This window comes from Motilimonas eburnea, assembly GCF_021295345.1.
Lineage (GTDB): Bacteria > Pseudomonadota > Gammaproteobacteria > Enterobacterales > CBDFNC01 > Motilimonas > Motilimonas eburnea.
Genome location: NZ_JAIMJB010000018.1, coordinates 79313 through 103986, shown reverse-complemented (window position 1 = coordinate 103986; position 24674 = coordinate 79313). Strand labels below are relative to the sequence as shown.

Sequence of the window (24674 nt, the reverse complement as noted above, 5' to 3'; positions counted from 1 at the left end):
GCGATAAAGCAGGATATTAGCGAAAAAGATAGCTTAGCAGCCAAGCGTAGAAAGTCAGGTTGGTCCGGCGAATATCGTTCAAAGATTATATTTGGTTAAAAGTTGAACAAAGTGGAATCCCGCCCTGACCACATACTTAGGTACTTTGGTAAAAACTATGGGTAACCCAGGGTCAAAGTTATTCGAAGAAGATCATCAGTTTTCACCATACTACATGGCCGGGCTTGCATTCTATAGGCTCGATTCGCTATTTCTAAATGGCACTATTGACAAGAAGTACAAGAAAGTTCGCTTCTATATTTTAATGCTCGTACCTATGATCGCTAGTACGAAAGACTTCCCACCATTAAATAGTCAGAAAAAATGTGAGCGTTTTTGTGCTCCGATCATTGATAAGCTAAATGATGAAAGTGTATATCCGAATATCTTTCTAAAGGCAATCAATGTTATTGATAAATCGGGCTCCAATGTAGAAGATAAACAAGCCCTTAAATCAAAAAACATGACTGATATGATATTAGGAGCCTATGATGGAGAAAAAATATAGCATACACATTTTGACGGACTGGTTTTCCGCTGAGATCCAGACCAACCGAAAATGCGGGCGTTCATCTTCAAGGAAATGTTGTGGTAAACTCTAATAATGAAAGTAATTGGCTAGTTTCATATGGACTATTGATTTTTTCATGTATTTTTAGCTTAAGCTTATTTTTTATTTACGGCTTGGCTTATGATTCATTTAACCCTCTAAAATGGACGTTTACAGACTCTTTCATATTTTGGTCTTTATTTTTTACGTTTCCGACTTGCTTTATCTTGAACTACTTAATAGAAAAGTCGAATCTAGACGTTGTGGGCTTTATAGGCTCATTTTTTGATATTTTCGAATATAAAAACTCAAATAAAAAGGCATTAGATTGCATTCTTTCTCATTACACCAACGTTGCTACCGTTGGTTTACTACTGATGTCTATTATATATATCTCTAAGCCTTATATACCTGAAGTGATCGGATTTTTATCTGGTTTTGGGCTAGCTATACTTTATTGCCTAGTATTCTTTATTTACTCGCTTTTCTTGGCTCGCTTAGCTGTAGGCCTGATTAACGGGAATAAATTTATTTATTTCATATCTTGTATAGGAGTATTATTTCTGGATATGCAAGTTATAGAGTTACTAATAAAAAGCGTACCAAATGCAACTTAAAACAAGGAGAAAATTGAGGACTCCCATCAATTCCATGAAATTATAGCCAGTCCCTGTTTCCAAACGCGCTGTTGCACAGAGGAGTACAAGTGGCACCGTTAATCATTGCGGCCTTATATGGCCTAATGTTTCTACTCATTAAACTGATCGCTCCTCTTGAAATGAGCAATGAAGTCAGGTTGCTACTTAATGTGGTTGGTGGCATTGGTGCGCTGCTCCTGCCGCTTTATATATACTCACGGATCGAATCAAGGCTCACTTATCGAGCGGTGAAGCAAGTGGGCATCGATTGGTGTCAAGATCAAGGCTTTGAATTCGCGAACGTTGAAGTACATAAGAATCACTATGTAGTGGTATACAAGCTGTCGGAAAAGCTAGTTCGCAAGAAGTTTAGACTCAGATTTATACCAACAACTTGGTTTGTAAAAACCGTCGACTGGCTAGATTAATCATGCTTTAGCGCAGGCATACTTCCCTCAGTTTCAGTCAAACCCGGCCAGCATTACCTTTGTGTTATGCCGCGGGGCGGAATGTGAGCAAGCCAATCAAACCCCACTAGTTTGACTATCCTCTCAGCTTTTTGCCAAAGATTACGGCACTATATTATATATATCAAACACATAAAGGAATCATCCGAAATGAAGAAATGGTTGGCTGCGGCTATCGCTTTGGCTGTATTTGCATTCATTGTGAGCAATTCAACAAAGCCAGAACGGACACCTATCAACGAAGCCTTACCTGATAGCCCGCCTTTCATTGTTTCGAATCATTTTGACGGCAATTGGCAGGGAAAACGCGTTGATGTGAGTGGTGACAGCATCTGTTCGCCAACAAGCATCATTGGGACGATTAAAGACGGCATCGTTTCATTGCGGTTAAAGTATAACAATACCCTGCTGAAGGGTTGGATCGCCGACAGTGGCGAGCTGGTGCTGTATGCCGATAGTCAAAGGTGGGGTTATCGCTTTACAGGATCGGCTAACCATGGCCGTATTGAGGGTGAGTGGAAAGTAACCAATGCCCCTTGCCATGGCACTTGGTATGTAGAAGCACAATCAAGTCAGTAGCACATCGTCACCCATAAGCTTAGGGGTTGCAGGGCCAGCCCCCTTCGTCCCCCACACTTCTATTGTATTTTTCTATTCATACCTAAGTATTAAATTCATCAGCTAAATAAAATTAACCATTCCCAACCCTTGACCTGATAAATTTTGGGAATATAATCCCAAACATGAATGAAATAAGAGAAATTGCGCTAAGAAAAGCGCTGCTAATGATCTTGAAGCCACTGGTGCGCATTTTGCTACGCAATGGTGTTGTGTTCAGTGAATTCAGTGAATTAGTAAAAAAAGTTTATGTCGACGTTGCGTTTGCTGAGCATGGTGAAAGCGGTAAAAAACAAACCGTCTCTCGTGTCGCCGCTCTCACTGGCCTAACCCGTAAAGAAACCAAACGTCTACATGAGCTCAAGCAGCCACAGAGTAATACCTCCGGGAATAAATATAATCGGGCCTCCCGAGTTATCAGTGGTTGGTTGAATGACGCTGAGTTTTCAGATGCGCCTTTGCATCCCTCTCTCCTTTCAATCGAAGGTGAAAAAGGTTCATTTGCAGCCCTCGTTAAGCGATATAGCGGTGATATCCCCACCAAGGCTATGTTGGATGTGCTTAGCGCGGCAGGCAACGTGGTTATTTCTGAACGCGGTGTGATGTTGGTGCAACACGCTTTTGTCCCGCGAGCAGATGAAATAGCTAAGTTGTCGATTCTTGGCGTGGATACCGCTGAGCTGATCAGCACCTTAAATCACAACTTGGTTTGTGATGCTGATCAGCTCTGGTTCCAACGAAAGGTGTCCAACTCTCTTATTCGTCAGCAAGATCTTAAATTATTCCATGCTTACGCCGCTCAACACTCGCAAGCCCTATTGGAAGATTTCAACCAGTGGCTGGGTGAAAAAGAGGTGCCTGAAGGAGAAGACGAATCGGATTGCTGCTATGTCAGCCTCGGCATTTACTATTACCAGAATAAACAAGGAAATCAGAATGATGAAGTTTAATAAATGTGCGCTTAGCGTCGGCGTCGCGTTGATCGCGTCAACGTTATTTGCATGTGGCGGCAGCGACTCTACCGCTAATCGCGGTGGGGGTATCGGCGGCACAGGCATCACACTCAGTAACCAGTTCTCGGGTGAAATCAGTGGCTTTGGCAGCATTTTTGTTAATGGGGTGCGCTTTAACACCGATAACAGCCAGTTTTTTGTTAATGGTAAAGCCACAGATGAATCCGCATTATCTGTGGGCATGGTGGTGCGAGTTGAAGGTGAAGCACAAAATGATCAAGGTGTTGCTAATAAGGTGTACTTTGATGCGGGCATTGAAGGGCCAATTAGCGGTGACATCATGGCATTAGGCCGCGAACAAATCGTGTTACCCGTAATGGGGGTTGAGGTTGTACTGCATGGCAGCAAAACCCAATTTGATCAGGTCACCTTTGAGCAACTCAGCCAAGATACAACCTTGTTAGCCGCCGGCAAGATGGTTGAGCTCAGTGGCTTTTATAATGCTCAAGGGCAATTTGAAGCCAGTTATTTTGAACTAGACGATAAGCCGTTTGCGGCCAACGCATCTGAAGTGCAGGTGATAGGTACGGTGACTCAATTATCCGATAGTCAATTTGCCCTTACACTCAGCGAAGGGGTAACCCCTCTGACCGTCGAGATGATCAATGCCAGCGCTGACGCGTTAGTCGAAGGTCAACTGGTAAAAGTGGAAGGCACCCTAGCCGCGTTGGATAGCCAAACGATTCAAGCGCTTGAAATTGAATCACTTGACGCGCAAGAAGCGCAAGAAGTTGAACTACAAGGCTTGATTACTGCCTTAGAAAACCAACAAAGCTTTACCTTAAACGGGGTCACCATTGACGCCAGCCAAGTTACATTACAAGAGCCACTCACGACAGATATGTTAGTAGAAGTTGAAGGCGTGATGAAACAAGGTGTGCTGGTAGCGGAGTCGATTGACATATTACGCGCCGGTGATGAACAAGAAATCGACCTAGCAGCACAGGTCGAAAGCGTTGATTTGGAAGCGCAAACCTTAACCTTATCCGCTTTTGGTCAACCCCTAACACTCGCGGTTAACAACCGAACCGAATGGGATGATGAGCGTGATGATGTGCGCCGCTTTAATCTCAGTGATGTGGCAGTGGGTGATTACCTTGAGGTAGAACTAGTAGAAACCGCTGCTGGATTAGTTGCCCAAGAGATAGAGCGTGAAGACAATGAAGACGGCAGCACGTTGGAAGCTGAATTATTAGCGTCAAATCTGGATCTTGATAATCAGCAGGTTAAGATTGCCGGGTTAACCTTAACCCTAGATGAAAGTATTGAAATTGAAGGCGAACTGGCGGTCAGTGAGTTTTTTGACCAAGCCGCAACCTTTGATGAAGTTGTGTTCCTTGATGAAGATGGCGACCAAAAAATAGACAAAATTTTATTGGACGACTAATTCCGTAGCCTTGATCACTGTCTATCAGTGTTGTTTGGCGAGCTTAGGCTCGCCTTTTTTGTTTTGAAATGGGGTCACACCGCCCTCTCATAATCTGGAATTCTCATTGCATCACGCCCAGAAAAAGGAATAATCTTAAGCAGTAATCCACTATATAACCTATTGTATAAAAGGCGATTTTAAACGATGAAGCAGATATTGCTGGTATTGGCATTATTGATATCCAATGGCGCTATGGCCGATGTATTAAAGCCTTTTACCAGCGATGGTTGCAGTGCCTTTCCCGATGGCACCTTAGAGCACAATGAGTTGTGGCTGGCATGTTGTACCCAACATGACTTTGCTTATTGGCAAGGCGGCAGCTACAGCGAACGCGAAGCAGCAGACATGGCATTAAAAGAATGTGTCGCGGCACTGGGCGAACAAGAAATCGCTTTACTGATGCAGGCAGGCGTGCGCGTTGGTGGCACTCCCTTTCTGCCCACTACGTTTCGCTGGGGTTACGGCTGGCCCTATCCAAGGTGGTACGGCAAGTTGACAGAAAGCGAGCAAAAGCAAGTTCAGGCGCTCACCAAGGATATTAATATCCGTCAATAAGCCGTTAACTTGGCAAGGGAAGGCTGCCCTCGCCAGATCACCTTTGTTAACCCTACGCCCTCCCAAACATAATAAGAGCCTAGACATCACAGGTTATTTGTTGATAATAATTATCAATAAGTTTAAGGAGAAACACCTGTGAATGAAGCGGTACAGGAACGAATAAATGTCTTATTACTCCATGCGCGAGATTACCCTGCCGGCAATATTGTTGAGATCTTAAGCCTGCCACATATTGAGTTGGATGTGTTTGCTGAACATGCCTTCGAGCTAGCCATCCTTAACGAAAAACAATACGACGTGATCTTAATAGCGAACCACGAGTTTTTATCGGCCCAACAAGATAAGCTCAGTGCCATTCGCAGTTACACCACCACGCCCACCTTAGTGCTGGTCTATGAATATTCCCTGCATCAATGTGAGCTCTGCTTTTCATTGGGTGGAGACGATTACGTTGCCGGGCCCAAACACTTAATGGAGCTACCATCACGGATCATCGCCGCAATGCGCCGCTGCCAACGGCTTTCCGTTGCCCTATCTCGCACTGAAATGCTCCTAGGCGATCTGTATCTCAATCGGGGGCTAGGTAAGGTAAGAGTGGCAGAGCGCCTCGTTGCCTTAACCCCTATTCAGTTCAAGCTGCTTTGGGCCTTGGCAACCCATTACAAACAGGTGGTCGATAAGCGTTTCTTGTATAAAACCGTATTGAAAAAGCCTTGGACCGTACATGATCGCAGTTTAGACATGCACCTAAGCCGAGTCAGAAAAAAACTCACCGGTGTAGGATTTAATGAAGAAAGGATCGCCACTGTGCATGGTATCGGCTATTGCCTCGGCGATTAACAAAATGAATGTAACAGTTGTAAAAGTGCTTTACCAGCAGCCCCGAGATGGCGAGTATTGCTGCCTCAAATGATAATAAATATCATTACTACAGGGCCATTATGATACACCATACTCATTTTAAACTATCTGCTTTAGCTACCTTGATTGCGAGCCAGTGGCTGGTCAATACGGCACACGCCGAACAACAAGACACCATCGTCATTGTTGCTAAGCCTAACAATCAAGCTGAGCAAACCATAGATTCAGCCACATTAGAACAACGGCAAGCCAACGAGCTGTCGGATGTGTTTCGCACTACCCCAGAAGTGCAAGTGGGCGGCGGCTCAGCCGTATCACAAAAAATATACTTACGTGGCATTGAAGACAATATGCTCAACGTCACCATAGACGGCGCCGTGCAAGCCGCCAACCTTTACCATCATCAAGGGCGCTTATCTATCGAGCCCGATCTGATCAAATCAGTGAAGGTGCAAGCCGGGGTGGTGCGCGCGACCGATGGTGCCGGCGCATTGGGTGGCGCCATTGCCTTTGAAACAAAAAATCCACAAGATTTACTTGCCGCAGATGAGCGGGCGGGCGCACAACTTAATGCGGGCTATTACAGCAACACGGAAGGCTATAAAGGCAGTGCCACAGGCTTTGCTCGAGCCACCGACAAGGTCAGCGTACTTGCCAGTGTGACCCTGAGTGATTTGGACGACTTTGTGGATGGTGAAGGCAACTCGCAACCCCATACCGGCTCAAAAAACCAAGCCGGCTTGTTTAAAGCCGTTGCCGAATTCACCCCAGATCAACAGTTGGTATTAAGCTACGATGCCCGCCGCGACGAAGCGTATCGCTACCATCGCCCACAATGGCAACCCAGCAAGAAAAATATCGCCATCAATCAAGAAATGCAGCGCGATACCCTCACCGGCAAATATCATTTTGCGCCTGCAGGCAGCGCTTGGCTTGATCTGCAAGTGAATGCGTATCTCACCGAAACATCCCTTGAGCACATTCAAGGGCCTTGGGGCGACTATTTAGGTGAGGGTGAAAGTTTGGGCATCGATGTGCGCAACACCTCCGCCTTTGACGTGTTAACCCTCACTTATGGCGCTGATTATCGCGAAGATGAAGGGCATCTAACCAGCCCAACCTACGGCGCCGATAAAGACAAAGGACGCGTGCAAGGTGTTTACGCGCAGGCAGATTGGGAGATCGCATCACAATGGCGCTTAACCGCCGGCGCTCGCTACGATAAATACAAGCTTAAAGAATCAAAAGGCAGCCAGTTTAACCACTCAGGCGTGAGCCCCAATGCCACCTTAACATTTCAACCCCTGCCAAATTTAAGCATTTATGCCGGTGCTGGTCAGGTGATCCGTGGCGCCACCGTACGTGAGATTTTCAAATTGGATGGTGCAACCAGCCATCCCGAGCGCAAAGAAGAAACCGCTATTACTCAAGAAGCAGGGCTGAATTGGCAGTACGACAACTGGGCCTTCACCGCCAAGTTGTTTGACCTAAAAATAAAGGATGTGGTTGCAGAAACCCACACCCGCCCTCGTCAATTAACCAATGTCGGCACCCTAAAAAACCAAGGCGGCAGCGCAACCTTGGCCTATAACTGGCAAGATTTAATCGCAGGACTCAGCTATAGCCACGCCAGACCAGAGCTCAATGGCCAACCCCTGAACGACGACACCAAGGGCATAGGCACCGCCATTGGCGATACTTGGGTGTTCACCCTCGACTATCAAGTCACGCAACAACTGCAACTCGGCTACGATGGCCGTTATGTCGAACGATTGACCCATGTCGCCGAAGGGTATGATGAGAAACCGGGCTACGCCCTGCATGATATTTATGCCCAGTGGACGCCATTTTCCCATCAGCCACTCACCTTAACTCTAACGGTCAAAAACCTATTTGATAAAGCCTACCGAGACCATGCCAGCTACGGCGAAACCAACGAAGTGGCTACAGGAACCCTAGACACCGGCCGTGATATTCGCTTTAAACTGGGCTATCAATTTTAATCACTCACTAAAGCGAACATAGCGCTGAATGACTCATCAATACCTAACCTAGGTTAGGTATTGACTGCAGTCCCACAGCCACAACCTTGATAAATCCCTTTATCTTGATCCAGCATCATGTCATAAGGTCACGAATAGATTAAATTTTGATCTTATTTGTCACAGCTTAAGCAAGGGAGGGCGACCGATGCTGAAGGTTAATCCAGTACATTGGTTAACGATATGCCTAGCGGGACTCGCCAGCGTTTCAGTATTTGCCAACACAACGTACTATTCTGAGACCTGTCAGACCAAAATTAGCTACCATAAAGGGAAACATTCACGTTTAGTGGATACCTTCTCTGATCCCTTTGGCAGCGGCCTTGCGACCATGAATGAAAACAATGAGCCCCGACCGCAAAGCGACCAGCATATTATGGTGCCGTTCCCTGGCATTTTTGATAAAGGTAGAACCTTTTATGGCAATGCTCTTAACCTGCCTGATTATGTCTGGGAATGCTCGGAATACGATGATAAAGGCATCTGTCTGGGCGTGTGCCGAACCCCGCAGAACCTAGAGTACGTTTCAATTTACAACATGTCGGTAGATGCCGAATGCGTAAAACTAGCCGGGCCGCCGCCAGAAGATTTAGAATGGCACGAGCAGAAAAAGTACCGTCAGGATGTAGAGCAAAAATGCAGCACCCTAATAAAAAGGCACCCCTCTGTTTTGGAGAGTATTAAGCGTAAGCGGCAAGCCTATACGAAACCGGATTAGTATTGAAGAGGAAGAGTGAGCCCCACCGATATCCAAATAGGTAAAAATCCTGTTTATAAACAATAAGATATGAAATGCACGCTTTCACTAAGATGCCCATAATAAAATCAGTTAGCTTTCAATTATGAACTTATATATCTCGGTAGTTTTACTCGTGATAGCTGTCAGCTACCTTATCTACATGCTTTACTCTGATGTATCGATGGAAATGGAGCTTGATAAGGGTGGATATAAGGATAACGGGACTATCTACCCGGATTTTTCTCGAGCCGATTTAGCTGATTTTATAAAAGAGTGTGAGCAAGTCGCTATCTCAACAGATCTTGCTATGTGTTTCGTTATTGCCATCTACAATACCTCAATATTCCAGCAAGAGCCTGAAGCTCCAAAATTAAATGACAACCGTTTTTCTGTTTGGGGTTACGATGATGATGTAGAAGACGTGATGAACTATGTACTAAGTGAATACAAGTTGCCACTCGTTCGGTGGCATGATCGAGAAGTATTGGACCTTGAGTCAATCGAAGATATTTTGGTGTTCATTGAGCATAAGTTAGCAGAGAAGAGGAAGAGTGAAGGCGTTCATCAAATTCTTAAAATCGATGACAAAAAGCCCCAGTCATAAACAATAAGATACGCTAGGCACCCATTGTTAATCGCGGAATAAATTCCGCTCCCACAGGGTTGAGAGCGACTACCAATACTTTTGGCTTGGGTAGGAACGATTTTTTAATCGCGAATCGATCTGCTCTCAATTCACTAATCCAAAAAATGATTTTCACTTCCACTTGAAACCAACAATATCAAACGTAAAGCGACAGGAAACCACACCCTAGCGCTTCCGTAAGTGGTTCAATATTCACTTAACACCACGGCCGCCAATTTCATTACCGTTTTATCTCACTACATACGGGTAATCTTTGTGTATTAAATCCTATTTGAGCCTTCTCAAAATTTTCTCTAGCCGTTGTTCAAAGCGGTGGTTATGATATACCCGCAATTAAATCAGTAAGTTGGTATCTATAATGCGCATCTCTACCCTGTTATCACTAAGAACATTTCGTTTAACCACCCTGGGGTTAGTTACTAGCTTGGTTTGGGGATGCGCTAATACCCCTCCAGCGACCCCATTGGTTTACAAAAGTGAACCTGTCAACACCACATCCCAAAGAGAAGAAGCTCTATTTTTCAACAATTTAACACCCGAACAAATCAAATTCTACATGGACCCTGAGCATATTGACGCCCTACATACCTGCATAGATTACATTTGGGGAAATGAAGCTGATGGCATTCAGGTTAACCTGAATAAAGCTTATAAAGCGTGCGAGAAACCAGCTCATCTCGGTGACCCACTGGCACAGGTGTTGATGGGAGTCGTTATCGAAAATGATCTAGATATCCGTAACGAAGATGCCACTGTATGGTTTGAGCGCGCAGCGTCACAAGGTAACATCTTGGGCAAGCGTATGTGGCTTAAATCTTACATAACGAATGGCGGCAACAACAAAGAAAAGGTTTTCCAAACAGTAGAAGAATTAGGTAGCGCAGGGGAAGTTGATGCTAACTATATTATCGGTATGTTCTATGAAGCAGGCTTATATACCGAGCGCAATCTAGAGAAAGCTTTTGAACACTATCATCGATCTGCCGAGAACGATAATCCCGAAGCTCAATATGCGCTAGCAAGGCTGTATCGGAGTAACGCTTATACGAAGCAAGATGATGTTAAAGCGTTCCACTGGACTTTGCTGGCAGCAACACAAGGTTTACCTGATGCACAAGCCATGGTCGGCTACATGTATCAAAATGCAATAGGTACCGAGAAAGATCACAAATCAGGGCTGACTTGGATCAAAAAAGCCATTGCACAAGAGTCTTTGGCAGGGTACGCCCACCTTGGAATGGCCTACTTACATGGTTGGGGGGTCCCAACAAATCCAAACAAAGCTATCCACTACTTGGAAATGGCCGCGAAACAGGGTTATGTACCTGCTAAAGTCATTTTAAAAAGTATGGCTCTTGAGACAAGTGATCCATCTAAGTCAACATTCGATTACTTAGAACAAGAAGCAGAATCAGGCAACTTTGAGGCGCAGTATCAGCTCGGTTTATATTTCAGAGAAGGAACCTTTGTCCAGCAAGATAATCAGCAAGCCTTTCATTGGTTTTTAAAAGCCGCCAAGCAAGGGCATGCCAAAGCACAGACCAATATTGGTTACCTTTTTTATAATGGACTGGGAGTTCAGCAGGATTACCAACTAGCACATGAATGGTTTTTAAAAGCCGCCAAGCAAGGACACGCCAGAGCACAGACTAATATTGGTTACCTCTATAAAGAAGGATTAGGAGTTAAACGCGACTATCAGCTCGCGCTTGAATGGTACTTAAAAGCCGCAGAACAAGGATATGTCAGAGCCCAAAACAACATTGGTTACCTTTATGATAAGGGACTGGGAGTTCAGCAGGATTACCAACTAGCACGTAAATGGTATTTAAAAGCTGCTAAACAAGGGGATACGATTGCCCAAACCAATATTGGTTACCTCCATGAAGAAGGATTAGGAGTTAAAAGCGACTATCTGCTCGCGCTTGAATGGTATTTAAAAGCAGCAGAACAAGGACATGCCGCAGCACAGACCAATATTGGTTACCTCTATGAAGAAGGATTAGGGGTTAAACGCGACTATCAGCTCGCGCTTGAATGGTACTTAAAAGCCGCAGAACAAGGTTATGCCAGAGCTCAAACCAATATTGGTTACCTCTATGAAGTTGGAACAGGAGTAAAGCGCGACTATCAACTCGCACTTGAATGGTATTTAAAAGCCGCCAAGCAAGGATATGCCAGAGCCCAAAACAACATTGGTTACCTTTATGATAAGGGACTGGGAGTTCAGCAGGATTACCAGCTAGCACGTGAATGGTATTTAAAAGCTGCCAAGCAAGGGCATGCCACAGCACAGACCAATATTGGTTATCTTTATCACAATGGACTAGGTGTTAAGCGCGATGAGCAGCTCGCTCTGCAGTGGTACCAAAAAGCCGCAGAACAAGGAGACAGCCGCGCAGCCAAAGCGATAAAAGCTTTAAACGCCCAGTGATGAGAGTTCGCCAGCAACATCCTGTACTTACGCTTCTTAAAATGCCACCAAAGCTGGCAAGCCTAATTAGGGCACTGCTTTAATTAAAAAGCAGTGCCAATCATGAAAAATCACATCAACTCATCACCACAGCCGCCACTTCTTTTGCGGTGCGACATTGTATGAGCTTACGCGCTAGCACTTTACGCGAAAAAGCTTGGCTAAGGGCTGCGGCTATCTCTTTTAAATGAGAAGGTTTTAGTCCGAGTAAGAGCAAGGCGCTTTCTTCATTAAAGCTAGCCAACTGCTGCCCGGTTACCTGCTCGTAAGCGGCTATGATGGTCGCTAGCTCCGAGGTTGTGTTAATGGCTTTGGGTTGGACCACACTTGGTTGGGCCACACTTGGCTGGGCGACAGTTGGCTTAACCACATTCTGCTTAGTCAAATTCGCTACCTTAAGCTGCGCGGGTTTGGGTTGCCCCATGGCGCTGACCAATAGCTCTCGGGCTTGAATGCGATCAAACTTACCGTTTCTTGATAAGGGAAGCTGTTCAAGCTCAAGCAGCTGTGACGGTACATGCGAGTTGGGTAGGCATTGCTGAGCAAACTCACGTATCTCGGCGGCACTGGCGGATTGGCCCTCGGCCAAGGTGTAAATGGCCCCAAGGGCGATATCGCCATTGCGCTCGGTATAGTCCACGATCAAGACTTGCTCTATCAAAGGACACAGGTTGAGTTCTTTTTCCACATCCGGCAGCGACACGCGCACGCCCCTGACCTTGACATAACCGTTTACCCGACCAGCAAAAATGATGTTGCCATCTTCACGGTAGTAGCCCAAATCCCCAGTTCTAAAGACTCTGACCGGATTGCCTTGGTCATCCATTATGGTGACAAAATCCGTTTGGGTAAGCTCGCCATCGGCCAAATAACCCGATGCCAAGTTCACCCCAGCCGTCATGATCCGACCGACCACGCCTTGCGGCACATGCTTACCTAGGCCGTCCATAATGTAATATTGATTGGCGGGAAATGGCTTGCCGTAAGGGATCACGGTTTTGTCTTGGTCGGTGATAAAGTGCCAAATACTCCAAATCGTGGTTTCCGTTGGGCCACCAATGGAGACCAGCGTGATGTCTTGCGGCAACGCTCTAAGCTCGTCGATGGTTTTAGGCTTAACATAATCGCCGCCCTGACACACCAATCGCAGGGATTTCAGCTTTTCCCCTTGCATACAGGCCAGTAGCATTTCCATTAAGGCCGGCACCGATTGCCAAATGGTGATGCCGTGCTGCTCCACCAACTGATTCCATCGGATCGCATCTTTTTCTTCGCCCGCGGCCGGTAAGACCAAGGTTGCCCCCGAGGAAAATGCAGCAAAAATGTCGAACACCGAAAGGTCGTGATGAAATGGCGTAACGCACATCAACACGTCGTCAGACGTTATCTGCCACGCCTTGCAGGTTTCGCCAATCACATTCGAAGTGGCGCGACTGTTGACCACTACGCATTTAGGCTTGCCCGTGGTGCCCGAGGTATAAAGGTAATAAGCGCCCTGCTCACTTTGGCTTAGTTCAATCAAGGCTTGCTGCGAAAGCGGTTCATAAGTTGATGTAACGCTTTGCAGCAGCGAATCATAAGTGACGGCGTTGGCCCGCGTGGACGGCGCTAAGGTCACCACTAAGTTGGCATTACAATTACTGAGTAAGTAATCCAAACGTCCTTCGGGTGACGACGCATCAATCGGTACCCAGATAATGCCAGACAGGGAACACGCTAGGGCCATCACCAAATGCTCTGGGCTTTTTGGTAAGCAAATCGCCAGCACATCGCCTTGCCCTAAGCCTAAATGGGCCAAGTGTTGCATCACTTTATGCACATCGGCGCCAAAGTCTTGATAGCTGATCTGGCGCTCGCCACAAATTATCGCGATGTCAGCGCTGGCATTTGCGCCTAGGTTATCCGCTATCTTGGCTAAAAACTGCGAGCATGCAAATTCGTTGCTATCACGGTTTAGCTTATAGTGATCAAGGTTCAGCACCTGATGGGAAGCGATCGCAAAACTTTGGGTGTCACATAAGGCTTGGATATGGCGTTCAATGGCACCAAGGATCGCCACCACCACCTTCTGCTCTAACGCCTCAACGGCGTAGTCAAAGCTTAATACTAGGTTCTTGTGCTCATCGAAATTGAGCCGGATATCTAAGGCAACCTGAGGAGTTTGGGTGATGCCATCAAAGAAGACTAAGTCGTCTTGGGCCGATAAGGTATGCCAAGCTAGGCCATTGGTCAGCACAACGGGTAACGCCAGTGCGCTTGAGCGCGAATTAATCAGCTGGCGGTTGATATCTATGCCAGAAAAATCAAGGTGTTCTAGCGCTTCTAACATGTCATTTTGCATGCCTTGCGCGCGCTCTAATAAACTACCTTCATTCTTGCGGTATTCCAACATCACAAAGGTCGAATCGTTACCTAACGGGCGATCACTTTGTGGAATGGCAACGGGAAAGCCAACTCGCATCTCTTGTTCTGAGGTCCAATAAGACATGCCTTCAAGGATCAACGCCGATAGCGTCGAGTTTAAAAACAAGCTATGGGTAGCCCCCACCATGGTCAGTTGGGTTAATCGCGACTTATCAATCACGATACTTTCACGCTGATAGCGCGACCCTGTGATCTGATCAAGGCGCTGCTTCCACGGCAGCGCTGGCGGCGCGCACTCTGGGTTCAGCTTATCGAGCCAATAGGCTTCATCAGCTTGGCGTTTGGCACTATCAGGTGTTGTCGCGGGAGGATGAGTTTGACCATTGGCAAAGCCTGTTGTTAATCCATGGCCTTGATTAGCTTCCTTTTGCAGTAGCTCGGATAAGATCAGCGAATGAGTGCGGCCATCAACAATCAACGCATCAAAGCTGGTAAATACTAAGGTTTGATAAGCTAAATCCGATGCGGGCAGTTGGATCACCGTCACCGACCAAGGCGATTTAGACAGCTCATGTTTAGCATGGTTACTGGCTTGGCGGATCGCGTCCACCTGTTGCAACGCGGCGTCAATCGCTAAGTGCTGTAGGTCATGGCACTGATAATTCAGCACAGGCTCTGCCGATACATATTGCACTAATCTAACGTCATCGATATGGGTGCGCAGGGCGGGGTATTTGGCCACCAAATGTCGCAGTCGCGTTTCCACCACAACAGGGTCGATTTGGCCGCGATATTCTCTAAATTCATGCATCGCACAGCCGCCCATCGGGATATGGGTCGAGCGACCCAGTAAATATGATTTTTGCAGCTCGGTGAGTGGCTTAGGCTCCGAACTCGGTAATGGCAAAGCAGGACACGCAAAGCCAAGCTGAGCCAAGGTGTGCTCTAAGGTGTGATGTATGCTTTGCGGATCGCCAGCCAAGGCTTGCACCATGGCGATAAACTTGTTGAACAAGGTATCGACAAAGCCGTCTGGAAACACATCCATACGGACATCCCAGTTAACGAAAATACCGTCATAAGCCGGGGCAATCTGCGCATCTAAGGTGACCTGCGCACTTTGCGAAATCACCCAGTTCATCTTGCCAAATGCCTGCGTCACCTCATCAGCAAACAAGTTATCGCCAGCTATGTCCATGCCCGAAGTAAAGACGATGGGCGATGCCTGCACCGTGCCGTGCAACCGCGATAGATCGCGCATCACCGATACGCCAGAATAACTTTCGTGATTAAGCAATTGATTTAATTGATTAGCGGTGCGTCGACACAGCTGTAAGGTCGATTCCTGGGCGCGTAAACTGGCACTGTAAATCAACAAATTGGAAAAATCGCCTATGGTCGAATCCACATCTTGGGTATAAAAGCCGCGATGAAAGGTCGGCACATTCAAACGAAAGCTGGGCTTATCACACGCACTGCCTACGGCTTGGGAAAACAAGGCCAAAAATAACTGGGTTAAGGTAAGGTGATGCTGCTTGGCTAGCCCTTCAATGGCGGCTCTTTCTGTCGATGTAAATAAATGAGTAAAGCGCTGACTATGGCCATGCTGGCGGTCTATGCTCTCACTCACATAAGGCAAGCTAGGGGCATCGGCCACCTTAGCTAATTGCCCTTGCCACCAAGCTTTATCCGCTTTCCTTTTCGCAATCAGGTAGCTGTCTGCTGCCTGCTGGTCTAAATAGTCAAAAAAGGAAACCCCTTGTGGTGCTTCACAGTTTGTCGCAGGCTCATGATAGAAACGCGCCAAATCGGCGACTAAGATGCGAAAGCTCTGCGCATCAACGGCCATCATATCCACATCGATATGCAAGCGACATTGGCCATTGGCATGGCGCGTCAGGCTGATTTGCGCCCCTTGTCCTTGGCTCAAATCCAATTGCTGATCGGTCATGGCTACGCGCTTATTGTTCAAAAAAGCACGCGTGTCTTCTGGCGAGAGATGCTCAATATCATCGACCGTGAGTTGATGAATAGAGGACAAAGGCGCGATGGTTTGCTGACCTTCTGGCGTTATCTGCATACGCAACATAGGATGCTGGGTAAACAGCTTAGTAACGGCCTGTGCCAACCTAGCTTGATCTAGATGCTCACCGTCAAACTCGGCATAAATATGGGCCGCTACCCCACCCATGGATTGACCTGATTGTCTGCCAACTAGGTAAGCAGCTTGTACAGTCGTCAACTCTCTCATCTTTCTTTCCACACTCTTTAATCCATTAAATGCGCCACAAGGCTAAATTGGGCACAGCCAATACTCGGTTATCAATTGCAATGAATATTAACAATAACCATTATCATTTTCATGTTGTATTTACCATCAGGGGGGATTTGGGAGGCAATTTTGTGGAGGAAAAATCCAGTAGGAGCCCCGGTCATGGGGCGATTTGGTCTTTCTATCTTGTGGGAGCCCCAGTCATTGGGCGATTTGGTCTTTCAATTAATCGCTGCATTACTGCAGCTCCCACAAAACTGCAGCCCCTACAAACTACAGCTCCCACAAAACTGCAGCTCCTACCAAACTGCTGCTAATGATCAAGGGTTGCGCCGCCATCCACACGAAGGTCGTGCATGGTAATGTGGTTAGCAGCATCGGACATGAGGAACAAGATGGTTTGGGCGATGTCCTTGGGCTCGGCGATCTTATTCAAGGGAATACCCAAACGAAACTGTTTGGCATCACCGGCGATCACCTGAGCTTCACCGTAGTTTTCATGCCAAAGCTGCAACTGCATTTCGGTTCGAGTTGAGCCAGGGCTAACAATATTACAACGGATCCCCAATGGCGCGAGTTCAATGCCAATGGATTTCACCAACATGTGCAGCGCCGCTTTCGATGCTGCATAAGCCCCCATATTGGCTCTGGGGGTATTGGCGGCATTTGAGCCTACTATGACCATGCTGCCCTTGCCCCGCTGCTTCATGCCCTTGGCCACTCCTTGCATTGCAGCCAGTACGCCAAATGAATTCACCATAAAGGTTTGCTCTATTTGCTGATGAGGCATATCGCAAAGCGCACCTAAATGCAGAATGCCAGCACAGCTCACCAGATGATCAAACTCGCCATACTCAGCTGCCCAGCGTTGAATACTTAATATCACTTGATCGGGTTGGGACAGATCCAGCTTGGCTACGCGTAACTGGCCTGAATAACGGCTGGCCAGCGCACGGGATTGGCTCGCTAACAATCGATCATCAATATCCGTTGCCAGCACCTTAGCGCCAGCGTCGAGTAAATGTGCCAAAGTACTCAACCCTATCCCCTTGGCAGCCCCTGTCAGCAAAACATGCTGCCCAGTTAAAAATCCATCCATGAAAAAATATAACCATATGAAATATAATAAATAAAAGCCTTGATTCGCATGTTTTAAACGCCTAACAGCAACCGATAACAAGGCACCAATTAAAAAATTAATGCTTAATAACAATTATTATCATTAGCATTTAATTGTCGATAAATGTAATCTTACAGCCCAAAATAAGCAAGCCGATGAAAAAATGCACAACCAAAGCCGATTTGGGTCATCGCAGACCTAGGTGCATCGTCATCACCATCTATATATCAAGAGGGATCTGTTATGAAACGTGAAGTGATAGGTTATTCAAAGATGGAAAGTGAACTGTTAGACAACGAGCTCGTGTCTTCTCCGTTTTTTTTCGCTTCTCCTAACAACACCATGCTGGGCAAGGGTGTACTAGATGAAATCCACCAGCCCATCGCGTTTTCAGCATTAGCCGATAAAGCCAACGCAATGTTACAAGCCGCGAAAAAATCCGAATCTGATAATCCGGTTCTGTTTGGCATGGTGCCATTTAACGAAAAAAACCCGACCAAGTTTATTATTCCCGAGCAGCTGTTTGTTTCCAGTAGCACCCGCGCCCTGCGGCCCAATTCGCTTGCAACGGCCCAAGCGCGCATAGTTTCTTCGCCCAACGGCAATCACTATAAGCAAGGGGTATCAAACCTGCTGGACATGTTTGCCAGCAAGGAGCTTTCTAAGGTGGTGCTGTCTCGCGCTGTCGAGGTTGCTACCGACACAGATATCCAACAGCCAGCCCTATTACGCAACCTATTATCCATCAATGCAAAGGGCTATACCTTTGCTGCAAGTATCGGTGCAGAGCACAAACTAATGGGGGCGAGTCCTGAGCTATTGGTAGCCAAAAAAGGCAGCCATCTCATTTCAAATCCCTTGGCCGGCTCGCGCCCTCGCTCCGAGTCTGACGAACAAAATAGCGACTCGATCAACTCACTACTCAACACCAACAAAGATCTGTATGAACACGGCTTAGTAGTGGAAGAAGTCGAGCGCGTGATGAGCAAATACTGTCACAACCTATACACGCCTATGGTGCCTTCGGTGATCGAAACCAAAACCATGCTGCACCTTTCGACCGTACTGGAAGGACAAGTGAATGACCCGGCAACCAATGTGTTAAAGGTCGCCGCCGAGTTACACCCCACCCCAGCCGTTTGTGGTTACCCAAGAGAGAAAGCCTACGACGCCATCAGCAAGCTAGAGCTATTTGATCGCGGCTACTTTACCGGCATGGTGGGCTGGTGTGATTCAAGAGGTAATGGTGAATGGGTGGTGACGATCCGCTGCGCCGAGGTCCAAAAACGCCAAATGAAGGTGTTCGCCGGTGCTGGCATAGTCAATGAATCTCACCCTCAAAGCGAATTGGATGAAACCGGTGCTAAAATGAATACCATACTGACCGCCGCTGGCATCCAACTACAAGATTTGCTAACGGCTTAGGTGGCACTGGTGGCAAGTAATTCTGATTTTACCCCATGGCCAGCCGCGCTGGCCGAACAATATCGCAGCCTAGGATATTGGCAAGACCAAACCCTGTTTGATCATTTACAACAAGCGGTTAGCCAGTTTGACAGCGCCACCGCCATTATTTGTGGTGAGCGCCAATTTAGCTATCAACAAATGGCTGAGCGCATATCGCAACTGGCGGCGGGTTTTGTCTCCTTGGGGCTCACCAAGGGCGACAACGTGGTGCTACAAATGACCAATGTGGCCGAGTTCTATTTTTGCTACTTTGCGCTGCTGCAAAAAGGCATTCGCCCCGTGCTCGCCTTGCCCGCCCATCGCTTGTCTGACATTGCTTATTTTTGCCAACACGCCAAGGCAAAAGCCTACATAATTGATGGCGAGCAATCGGGCTTTGACTATCAAGCCTTAGCCAAACAAGTGCTGGCGCAAACCAACACGCTGCAGCACCTAGTGGTGCGCTGCGCGCGCGAGCATCTGCAAGACGCACGATTCACCGCCCTCGCCGATCTCTACCAACAGCCCGACACACAGCAAACCGCAACCGCAGCTGAGTTGGCGTTTTTTCAATTATCGGGCGGCACCACGGGCACTCCTAAGCTGATCCCCCGCACCCATAACGACTATGCCTACAGCGTAATTGGCAGCAATGAGATCTGCGAGTTTAACCAACACACATGCTATCTGTGCGCCTTGCCAGCGGCCCATAACTTTCCGTTAAGCTCACCGGGCGCGTTAGGCGTGTTCTTTGCTGGCGGTACTGTGGTACTGACCCAAGATCCCACGCCAAAATCCGCGTTCAAGCTGATTGAAGCCCATCAAGTCACCGTCTCTGGCCTAGTGCCCCCCTTGGCATTACTCTGGATGGAACACGCGCCTTCAACCCAGCATGATCTTAGTAGCCTAACCTTGCTTCAAGTTGGCGGGGCAAAACTCAGTGAAACGGCCGCGAAAGCCCTGCCAACTAAGCTGGGCTGCCAGCTACAACAAGTGTTTGGCATGGCTGAAGGGCTAGTTAACTACACCCGACTGGATGATCCCATCGAGGTTATCATTGCCACCCAAGGCAGGCCGATTTCAACTCACGACCAAGTCAAGGTAGTCGATGAGGACGGACACCCAGTGGCGGAGGGTGAAGAAGGCTTTTTGCTGACCCAAGGCCCCTACACCATCCGCGGCTATTTCCAAGCCCCCGAGCACAATCAGCGCGCGTTTGATCAACAAGGCTTTTATCGCACCGGTGATATCGTCAAACTCACCACAGACGGCAATATTATCGTCACGGGACGAGATAAAGATCAGATCAACCGCGGCGGCGAAAAGATAGCGGCAGAAGAAGTCGAAAACCAACTGCTACGCCATGAAGGCGTCCATGACGCGGCATTAATCGCAATCCCAGATAGCTACCTAGGCGAACGCAGCTGCGCGGTAATAGTCAAACTCGCAGGCGCTGAAGTTAACCCGATAAAACTCAAATACTTCCTGCGTGATAGCGGCCTTGCCGATTACAAAATCCCAGATCTAATCAAGTTTGTCGACGCCCTACCAAAAACCTCGGTCGGAAAGATAAATAAGAAGCTGCTGAGAGAGGAGTATGCACAGCTTTGAGCCCGCCTTGCGGTATGCAATATCTGTGAGGAACGCAGTTAATCCCTTAATCATGGATAAGGGTTTAACTGCCGCTTTGCTACAAGAGCTATTCGTCGGCAGTGTAGTGCCGCCAGTTAAAGTAGGCTTCATCTGCCATACTCAACATGGCTAAATCTTCTTTTGTATCACCGTAGGCATAGATTTTTTCGTACTGCTCTAGTTCAAACTTAGAATGGATCAATTTCGGCTTATTTTCACAACTGCAGTCACCATTGACATAACGTCCAGAAAACCGACCACGGTCAACTTCAAGCTCACTACAAACGAGGGAAAACCCATTTTTAGTACACCAAGGTTTTAAATACACATCGAGTGATGCAGACACGATAACAATTTGATCGCCATTCTTTTTATGCCAATTCAGCTTTTTTATAGCCACTTCTCTAAGGTATTTCGGCACAATATCCTCAGCATATTTCTCCCCAGCAGCTACGATCTCATCAACATTCCGGCCAAAGAAGGCCACAAAGCTAGCAATGGTTCTCATTCTAGGGGCCGGTATAACACCCAGTTTATAAAGGATAAAAAAGGGTAGCAGCACTATTTTTCCCAGTAGTGCCCTTCGCTTTGTTCCAGATAAGTGCAGAAACTTGGTGTACATATCTGCATTCGTGATCGTTCCATCGAAATCAAACAGTGCAATATTCAACGTTCGCCTCCCTAATGACAAACCGCAGTTCTGGTAAATGTACAACCTCACCACCGAACCATATTTAGACTATATAAAGTCTACAGTTTGACTTATTAACATACTACCTATAGGATAATAAGGATAACTAGGATGACCAGCTAGTGATAAACCAATTAAATGCACGGTGATATGACAGAATTGGATCCGAGCAACTGGAGGACACGCGAGATGCGTATAGAAACAATAAGTTATTTGAAAAAAAACGCAGCCAACTTGGCACTTGAAGAACCCATGACAATTACACAAAACGGCAAACCAGCCTATGTGATAGAGTCTTACCAAGAAAGAAAAAAAAGAGATGAAGCAGTCGCACTGCTCAAGCTAATATCTTTCTCAGAAGAAGACGATAAGAACAACCGTGTGATGACAAGTGAAACCTTCAAGGAAAGATTGGCCAAAAAAAGATCTCAACTTGGAGAGAATATTGATGAACCAAGAAGTGCGAATTGAATATACAGAAACGTTTGAACAGCTGACCAACAACTTAATTAGTTTTATGGCTCATCACATGGAAGAAGACAAAGCCATAGAGAAGATACTAGCAACAATTGAACATTTTGAAGACCTTGTCAAAGAGAACCCCCTAGCAGCCCCCTTGTCGCTCACACTATTAGACCTTGGCATAAAAACCCTAAGAGAATATAAATACAATGGATTGCGCATCTTGTACAAAATAAAAGAGCAAGAGATGACAACAATACAATGCAGCGTCATCATCTCACAACGACAAGATATAGAAAGAGTGCTTGTAGACCACTGTATTCTATACAAATAACGAAAGTATAACGTGCTTTAAGAAGTTAGATCCGACTAAGCGGCATAGGCTGGTGCAAATCGCGGCATGACTGCCGCTCCTACTTTTTCAGCATTATCAAAGATTAATACTCTGCATCCATCACTTCGTGACGTTCGGCGTGGTAGGCCTCTTCGTCTTTGCCGCGTTTCCAATATGGAATGGCATACATGTTCTTTCTCGCTAGCTGGTACTCCTCTTTGAGCAATTTACGACAGGCTATCACGCTGGCATTTTCACCGGCAATAAACGCCGATAGGGTTTGCGCGCCTTGTGGCTTAGCTAGGCCGCTGATGGCGTTACTTAACAGGTGTTGACCGCTGTTGGCATCTCGTACTAACCATTGCAGTGTTACGCCTTGAGGATGGGCGATGTCATGTTTATCGGCCATATCATCGATTTCAATAAAGGCATAACCTAGGGTGTCTGCTGGCAAGCTCTCCAGTATCGCGCTGATGGCGGGCACGGCAGTCAGATCGCCGGCGATGATGTGCCAATCAGCCGGTTGGATCAGTGGCTCGGGGCCGGCTGGGCCAACTAAGCCGATTTGCGATCCCGTTTGGGCTTTAAATGCCCAGCCGCCGCCAGGGGCGTCGGTGCCATGAATAACAAAGTCAATATCCAGCTCGTTGACATCGGCGCGGTATTTTCTCACTGTATACGCTCTGGGCACGGGCTTGTGCTCGGGCCAGATGATGGTTTCACCTTCACGGTACGGTAGCTGCAGGATGCCACTTTCACGGTTAGGGAAAAACACCTTAATATGGGTGCCATTTTGATCTTCAGGAAAGCCCTTGAGGTCTTCTCCCGTCACGGTCACGCGCAATAAGTTTTTAGACACCGGCTGCTTTCGAACAAAGTCCAGCAACATGGGATAGGTACGCTCGTTGTTATCGCTCATCATTTTACCTTTTTGAATTTGCTGGTTAAGCCGATACTGGCCCTTGCGAAGTGGTGAGGGTTGCCTCGATGGCCTGCCACCATTCTTGTAACGAAACGGCCTCAATTAATTGCGCAAACGACACATTGGCCCCTTGTTTGTTCCATTTTTCCACCAGTGTCATGGCGCGCATCGAATCTAGCCCCATAAACATTAGGTTTTCGTTTACATCTATATCGTTAGCATCGACGCCTAAGGTATTAGCGACATCGGATTGCAATACATTTAGGCTTAAACCACACCCTTTAGATGCACTTATCTCCGCCACCGCTTGCTCTAAGGTTTTAATGCTACCTGCTCTGCCGGCCACGTAATTTAAGGTGTGAAGATGGTCTTGGCGCGTGAAGTCCGCAATGGCATCACCGATAACAAAGGGCTGCACATCGTACATAAAGGCATCTAATGCGGTCGACAAAATACCTATGTGGCCGTAAATCCCCGAAATAATCAGTTGGGTTTTGTTATTTTCGCGCATGTATTCAAGTAGCGGGGTTTTCTTAAACGCGCTGTAGCGCCATTTTACAAATTCTATGTCGTCTTGCTCTGGCGCCAATGAGGCCACCACGGGCGTATGATCGCCATTTAACCCCGGCCCCCAAAAATCCGTTAATAAGGCTCTGTCTTTCGGGTCTTGGTTGGCGGGTTGAGCGGTATACACCACGGGTATCCCCGCCGCTTTGGCTTGTTTTTTAAGCGCCTGAATATTGGTTAAAATATCCGCCATCGGGGCGGCATTCACTTCATAATATCCAACAAAATACTCCTGCATATCGTGGATCAGCAGCACGGCTTTGCTTGGGTCGATTTGCCAATGGGTTCTGTTAGTTGGAAACTCGGTGTGCGTTGGCAAGTCGTAACTTGCTATTTTTGGTATCGCCATTAATTTTTGTCCTTCACACTTTTATCAGCGCTGAATCTGGCAGCAGGCTCGATAAATCAAATCGCTTGGTCATGTTTATGCGCTGTGGCTGGATTCAGGAATGCTCAGCCCATGTTCACTGCGCCAGTGTTTAATTTGTTGGTTGATGTACCAATCTATGATGTCGGTAAATAGGCGCTCGACGTACTCGGCCGACAGACCGGCTTGTTCGGCCCATTTTTTTCTGTCTTGCAACATCACTACCACACGTTCGGGCGCGGGGATGCTTTGCTCATCGGGCTTAAATTGGGCGGCGGCTTTTACATATCCCATACGTTTGGCGAGAATTTGCACTATCTCTTTATCTAGGGAATCTATCCCGATGCGAATATCGTTCAGGCTTTCGCAAGCTTCTGGCTGTTTTAAAGACGACACATTTTTTCCTTTATTGTTATTCCCTACT

Annotated in this window: 22 protein-coding genes; 16 read left to right on the top strand and 6 right to left on the bottom strand. The window is 47.0% G+C overall.

Translation table 11 applies throughout. The annotated features are described in order from the left end of the window. The first annotated feature begins 157 nt into the window (after window positions 1-157). The 12 genes from K6Y21_RS16620 to K6Y21_RS16565 all read left to right on the top strand — a co-directional run bounded on the left by K6Y21_RS16620 (window position 158) and on the right by K6Y21_RS16565 (window position 12034). Window positions 158-547 (top strand): hypothetical protein, encoded by a 390-nt coding sequence (locus tag K6Y21_RS16620; protein WP_233073015.1) that lies wholly within the window; start codon window positions 158-160, stop codon window positions 545-547. Window positions 548-627: 80 nt separating this feature from the next. Next, window positions 628-1206: a hypothetical protein gene (locus K6Y21_RS16615; protein WP_233073014.1), complete on the top strand. Its 579-nt coding sequence runs from the start codon at window positions 628-630 to the stop codon at window positions 1204-1206. 89 nt (window positions 1207-1295) lie between these two features. Continuing rightward, window positions 1296-1655, top strand: coding sequence for a hypothetical protein (locus K6Y21_RS16610; protein WP_233073013.1), 360 nt, complete (start codon window positions 1296-1298; stop codon window positions 1653-1655). A 189-nt stretch (window positions 1656-1844) separates the two neighbouring features. Further along, window positions 1845-2273: a hypothetical protein gene (locus tag K6Y21_RS16605; protein ID WP_233073012.1), complete on the top strand. Its 429-nt coding sequence runs from the start codon at window positions 1845-1847 to the stop codon at window positions 2271-2273. A gap of 164 nt (window positions 2274-2437) precedes the next feature. After that, window positions 2438-3262 carry a DUF6502 family protein gene (locus tag K6Y21_RS16600; RefSeq protein WP_233073011.1) on the top strand — a complete coding sequence of 275 codons (825 nt, stop codon included), beginning with the start codon at window positions 2438-2440 and terminating at the stop codon, window positions 3260-3262. Beyond that, window positions 3249-4712, top strand: coding sequence for a DUF5666 domain-containing protein (locus K6Y21_RS16595; RefSeq protein WP_233073010.1), 1464 nt, complete (start codon window positions 3249-3251; stop codon window positions 4710-4712). Before K6Y21_RS16600 ends, K6Y21_RS16595 begins: the two co-directional genes overlap by 14 nt. A gap of 186 nt (window positions 4713-4898) precedes the next feature. Further along, window positions 4899-5309 carry a hypothetical protein gene (locus K6Y21_RS16590; protein WP_233073009.1) on the top strand — a complete coding sequence of 137 codons (411 nt, stop codon included), beginning with the start codon at window positions 4899-4901 and terminating at the stop codon, window positions 5307-5309. Between the two features lie 138 nt (window positions 5310-5447). Then, on the top strand, window positions 5448-6152 hold the full coding sequence (locus K6Y21_RS21420; protein ID WP_233073008.1) for a winged helix-turn-helix transcriptional regulator: 705 nt from the start codon (window positions 5448-5450) through the stop codon (window positions 6150-6152). Window positions 6153-6253: 101 nt separating this feature from the next. Beyond that, window positions 6254-8176, top strand: a complete 1923-nt coding sequence (locus K6Y21_RS16580; protein ID WP_233073007.1) for a TonB-dependent receptor domain-containing protein — start codon at window positions 6254-6256, stop codon at window positions 8174-8176. A gap of 187 nt (window positions 8177-8363) precedes the next feature. Further along, window positions 8364-8933 carry a hypothetical protein gene (locus K6Y21_RS16575; protein WP_233073006.1) on the top strand — a complete coding sequence of 190 codons (570 nt, stop codon included), beginning with the start codon at window positions 8364-8366 and terminating at the stop codon, window positions 8931-8933. A 124-nt stretch (window positions 8934-9057) separates the two neighbouring features. Further along, window positions 9058-9558: a hypothetical protein gene (locus K6Y21_RS16570; protein WP_233073005.1), complete on the top strand. Its 501-nt coding sequence runs from the start codon at window positions 9058-9060 to the stop codon at window positions 9556-9558. A 400-nt stretch (window positions 9559-9958) separates the two neighbouring features. Continuing rightward, window positions 9959-12034 carry an SEL1-like repeat protein gene (locus tag K6Y21_RS16565; protein WP_233073004.1) on the top strand — a complete coding sequence of 692 codons (2076 nt, stop codon included), beginning with the start codon at window positions 9959-9961 and terminating at the stop codon, window positions 12032-12034. Between the two features lie 115 nt (window positions 12035-12149). On the opposite strand, the gene K6Y21_RS16560 is transcribed toward K6Y21_RS16565, so the two are convergent. Continuing rightward, window positions 12150-16688 carry an amino acid adenylation domain-containing protein gene (locus K6Y21_RS16560; protein ID WP_233073003.1) on the bottom strand — a complete coding sequence of 1513 codons (4539 nt, stop codon included), beginning with the start codon at window positions 16686-16688 and terminating at the stop codon, window positions 12150-12152. A gap of 334 nt (window positions 16689-17022) precedes the next feature. Next, a complete protein-coding gene (locus tag K6Y21_RS16555; protein WP_233073002.1) occupies window positions 17023-17808 on the bottom strand; it encodes a 2,3-dihydro-2,3-dihydroxybenzoate dehydrogenase in 786 nt (261 codons plus the stop codon). A 264-nt stretch (window positions 17809-18072) separates the two neighbouring features. Between K6Y21_RS16555 and K6Y21_RS16550 the strand changes: the two genes are divergently transcribed. Further along, window positions 18073-19254 carry an isochorismate synthase gene (locus K6Y21_RS16550; RefSeq protein WP_233073001.1) on the top strand — a complete coding sequence of 394 codons (1182 nt, stop codon included), beginning with the start codon at window positions 18073-18075 and terminating at the stop codon, window positions 19252-19254. Between the two features lie 9 nt (window positions 19255-19263). Further along, the gene (locus K6Y21_RS16545; RefSeq protein WP_349629506.1) at window positions 19264-20886 is read left to right on the top strand and encodes a (2,3-dihydroxybenzoyl)adenylate synthase; all 1623 of its coding nucleotides are present in this window, start codon (window positions 19264-19266) and stop codon (window positions 20884-20886) included. An 88-nt stretch (window positions 20887-20974) separates the two neighbouring features. Here the strand turns inward: K6Y21_RS16545 and K6Y21_RS16540 are convergent, their stop codons facing one another. Further along, the gene (locus tag K6Y21_RS16540; RefSeq protein ID WP_233073000.1) at window positions 20975-21577 is read right to left on the bottom strand and encodes an HAD family hydrolase; all 603 of its coding nucleotides are present in this window, start codon (window positions 21575-21577) and stop codon (window positions 20975-20977) included. A 210-nt stretch (window positions 21578-21787) separates the two neighbouring features. On the opposite strand from K6Y21_RS16540, the gene K6Y21_RS16535 reads away from it, so the two are divergent. Further along, a complete protein-coding gene (locus K6Y21_RS16535) occupies window positions 21788-22069 on the top strand; it encodes a type II toxin-antitoxin system Phd/YefM family antitoxin (protein ID WP_233072999.1) in 282 nt (93 codons plus the stop codon). After that, entirely contained in the window at window positions 22047-22394 is a 348-nt protein-coding gene (locus K6Y21_RS16530) for a type II toxin-antitoxin system RelE/ParE family toxin (RefSeq protein ID WP_233072998.1), read from the top strand. Before K6Y21_RS16535 ends, K6Y21_RS16530 begins: the two co-directional genes overlap by 23 nt. A gap of 103 nt (window positions 22395-22497) precedes the next feature. Here K6Y21_RS16530 and K6Y21_RS16525 read toward each other — a convergent pair whose 3' ends face one another. The 3 genes from K6Y21_RS16525 to K6Y21_RS16515 form a co-directional block, all read right to left on the bottom strand. Next, a complete protein-coding gene (locus K6Y21_RS16525) occupies window positions 22498-23313 on the bottom strand; it encodes a siderophore-interacting protein (protein WP_233072997.1) in 816 nt (271 codons plus the stop codon). Window positions 23314-23338: 25 nt separating this feature from the next. After that, window positions 23339-24232 carry an isochorismatase gene (locus K6Y21_RS16520; protein ID WP_233072996.1) on the bottom strand — a complete coding sequence of 298 codons (894 nt, stop codon included), beginning with the start codon at window positions 24230-24232 and terminating at the stop codon, window positions 23339-23341. A 75-nt stretch (window positions 24233-24307) separates the two neighbouring features. Then, complete coding sequence (locus tag K6Y21_RS16515; protein ID WP_233072995.1) at window positions 24308-24646, bottom strand: isochorismate lyase; 339 nt, start codon at window positions 24644-24646, stop codon at window positions 24308-24310. Window positions 24647-24674 lie beyond the last annotated feature (28 nt).

Bases quoted from the DNA above. Each gene is read 5' to 3' on its own strand.
- K6Y21_RS16565 (WP_233073004.1), top strand. From the start codon at position 9,959: ATGCGCATCTCTACCCTGTTATCACTAAGAACATTTCGTTTAACCACC.
- K6Y21_RS16530 (WP_233072998.1), top strand. From the start codon at position 22,047: ATGAACCAAGAAGTGCGAATTGAATATACAGAAACGTTTGAACAGCTG.
- K6Y21_RS16575 (WP_233073006.1), top strand. From the start codon at position 8,364: ATGCTGAAGGTTAATCCAGTACATTGGTTAACGATATGCCTAGCGGGA.
- K6Y21_RS16520 (WP_233072996.1), bottom strand. From the start codon at position 24,232: ATGGCGATACCAAAAATAGCAAGTTACGACTTGCCAACGCACACCGAG.
- K6Y21_RS16555 (WP_233073002.1), bottom strand. From the start codon at position 17,808: ATGGATGGATTTTTAACTGGGCAGCATGTTTTGCTGACAGGGGCTGCC.
- K6Y21_RS16590 (WP_233073009.1), top strand. From the start codon at position 4,899: ATGAAGCAGATATTGCTGGTATTGGCATTATTGATATCCAATGGCGCT.
- K6Y21_RS16605 (WP_233073012.1), top strand. From the start codon at position 1,845: ATGAAGAAATGGTTGGCTGCGGCTATCGCTTTGGCTGTATTTGCATTC.
- K6Y21_RS16525 (WP_233072997.1), bottom strand. From the start codon at position 23,313: ATGAGCGATAACAACGAGCGTACCTATCCCATGTTGCTGGACTTTGTT.
- K6Y21_RS16620 (WP_233073015.1), top strand. From the start codon at position 158: ATGGGTAACCCAGGGTCAAAGTTATTCGAAGAAGATCATCAGTTTTCA.
- K6Y21_RS16560 (WP_233073003.1), bottom strand. From the start codon at position 16,688: ATGAGAGAGTTGACGACTGTACAAGCTGCTTACCTAGTTGGCAGACAA.
- K6Y21_RS16580 (WP_233073007.1), top strand. From the start codon at position 6,254: ATGATACACCATACTCATTTTAAACTATCTGCTTTAGCTACCTTGATT.
- K6Y21_RS16595 (WP_233073010.1), top strand. From the start codon at position 3,249: ATGATGAAGTTTAATAAATGTGCGCTTAGCGTCGGCGTCGCGTTGATC.
- K6Y21_RS16535 (WP_233072999.1), top strand. From the start codon at position 21,788: ATGCGTATAGAAACAATAAGTTATTTGAAAAAAAACGCAGCCAACTTG.
- K6Y21_RS16550 (WP_233073001.1), top strand. From the start codon at position 18,073: ATGAAACGTGAAGTGATAGGTTATTCAAAGATGGAAAGTGAACTGTTA.
- K6Y21_RS16600 (WP_233073011.1), top strand. From the start codon at position 2,438: ATGAATGAAATAAGAGAAATTGCGCTAAGAAAAGCGCTGCTAATGATC.
- K6Y21_RS16570 (WP_233073005.1), top strand. From the start codon at position 9,058: ATGAACTTATATATCTCGGTAGTTTTACTCGTGATAGCTGTCAGCTAC.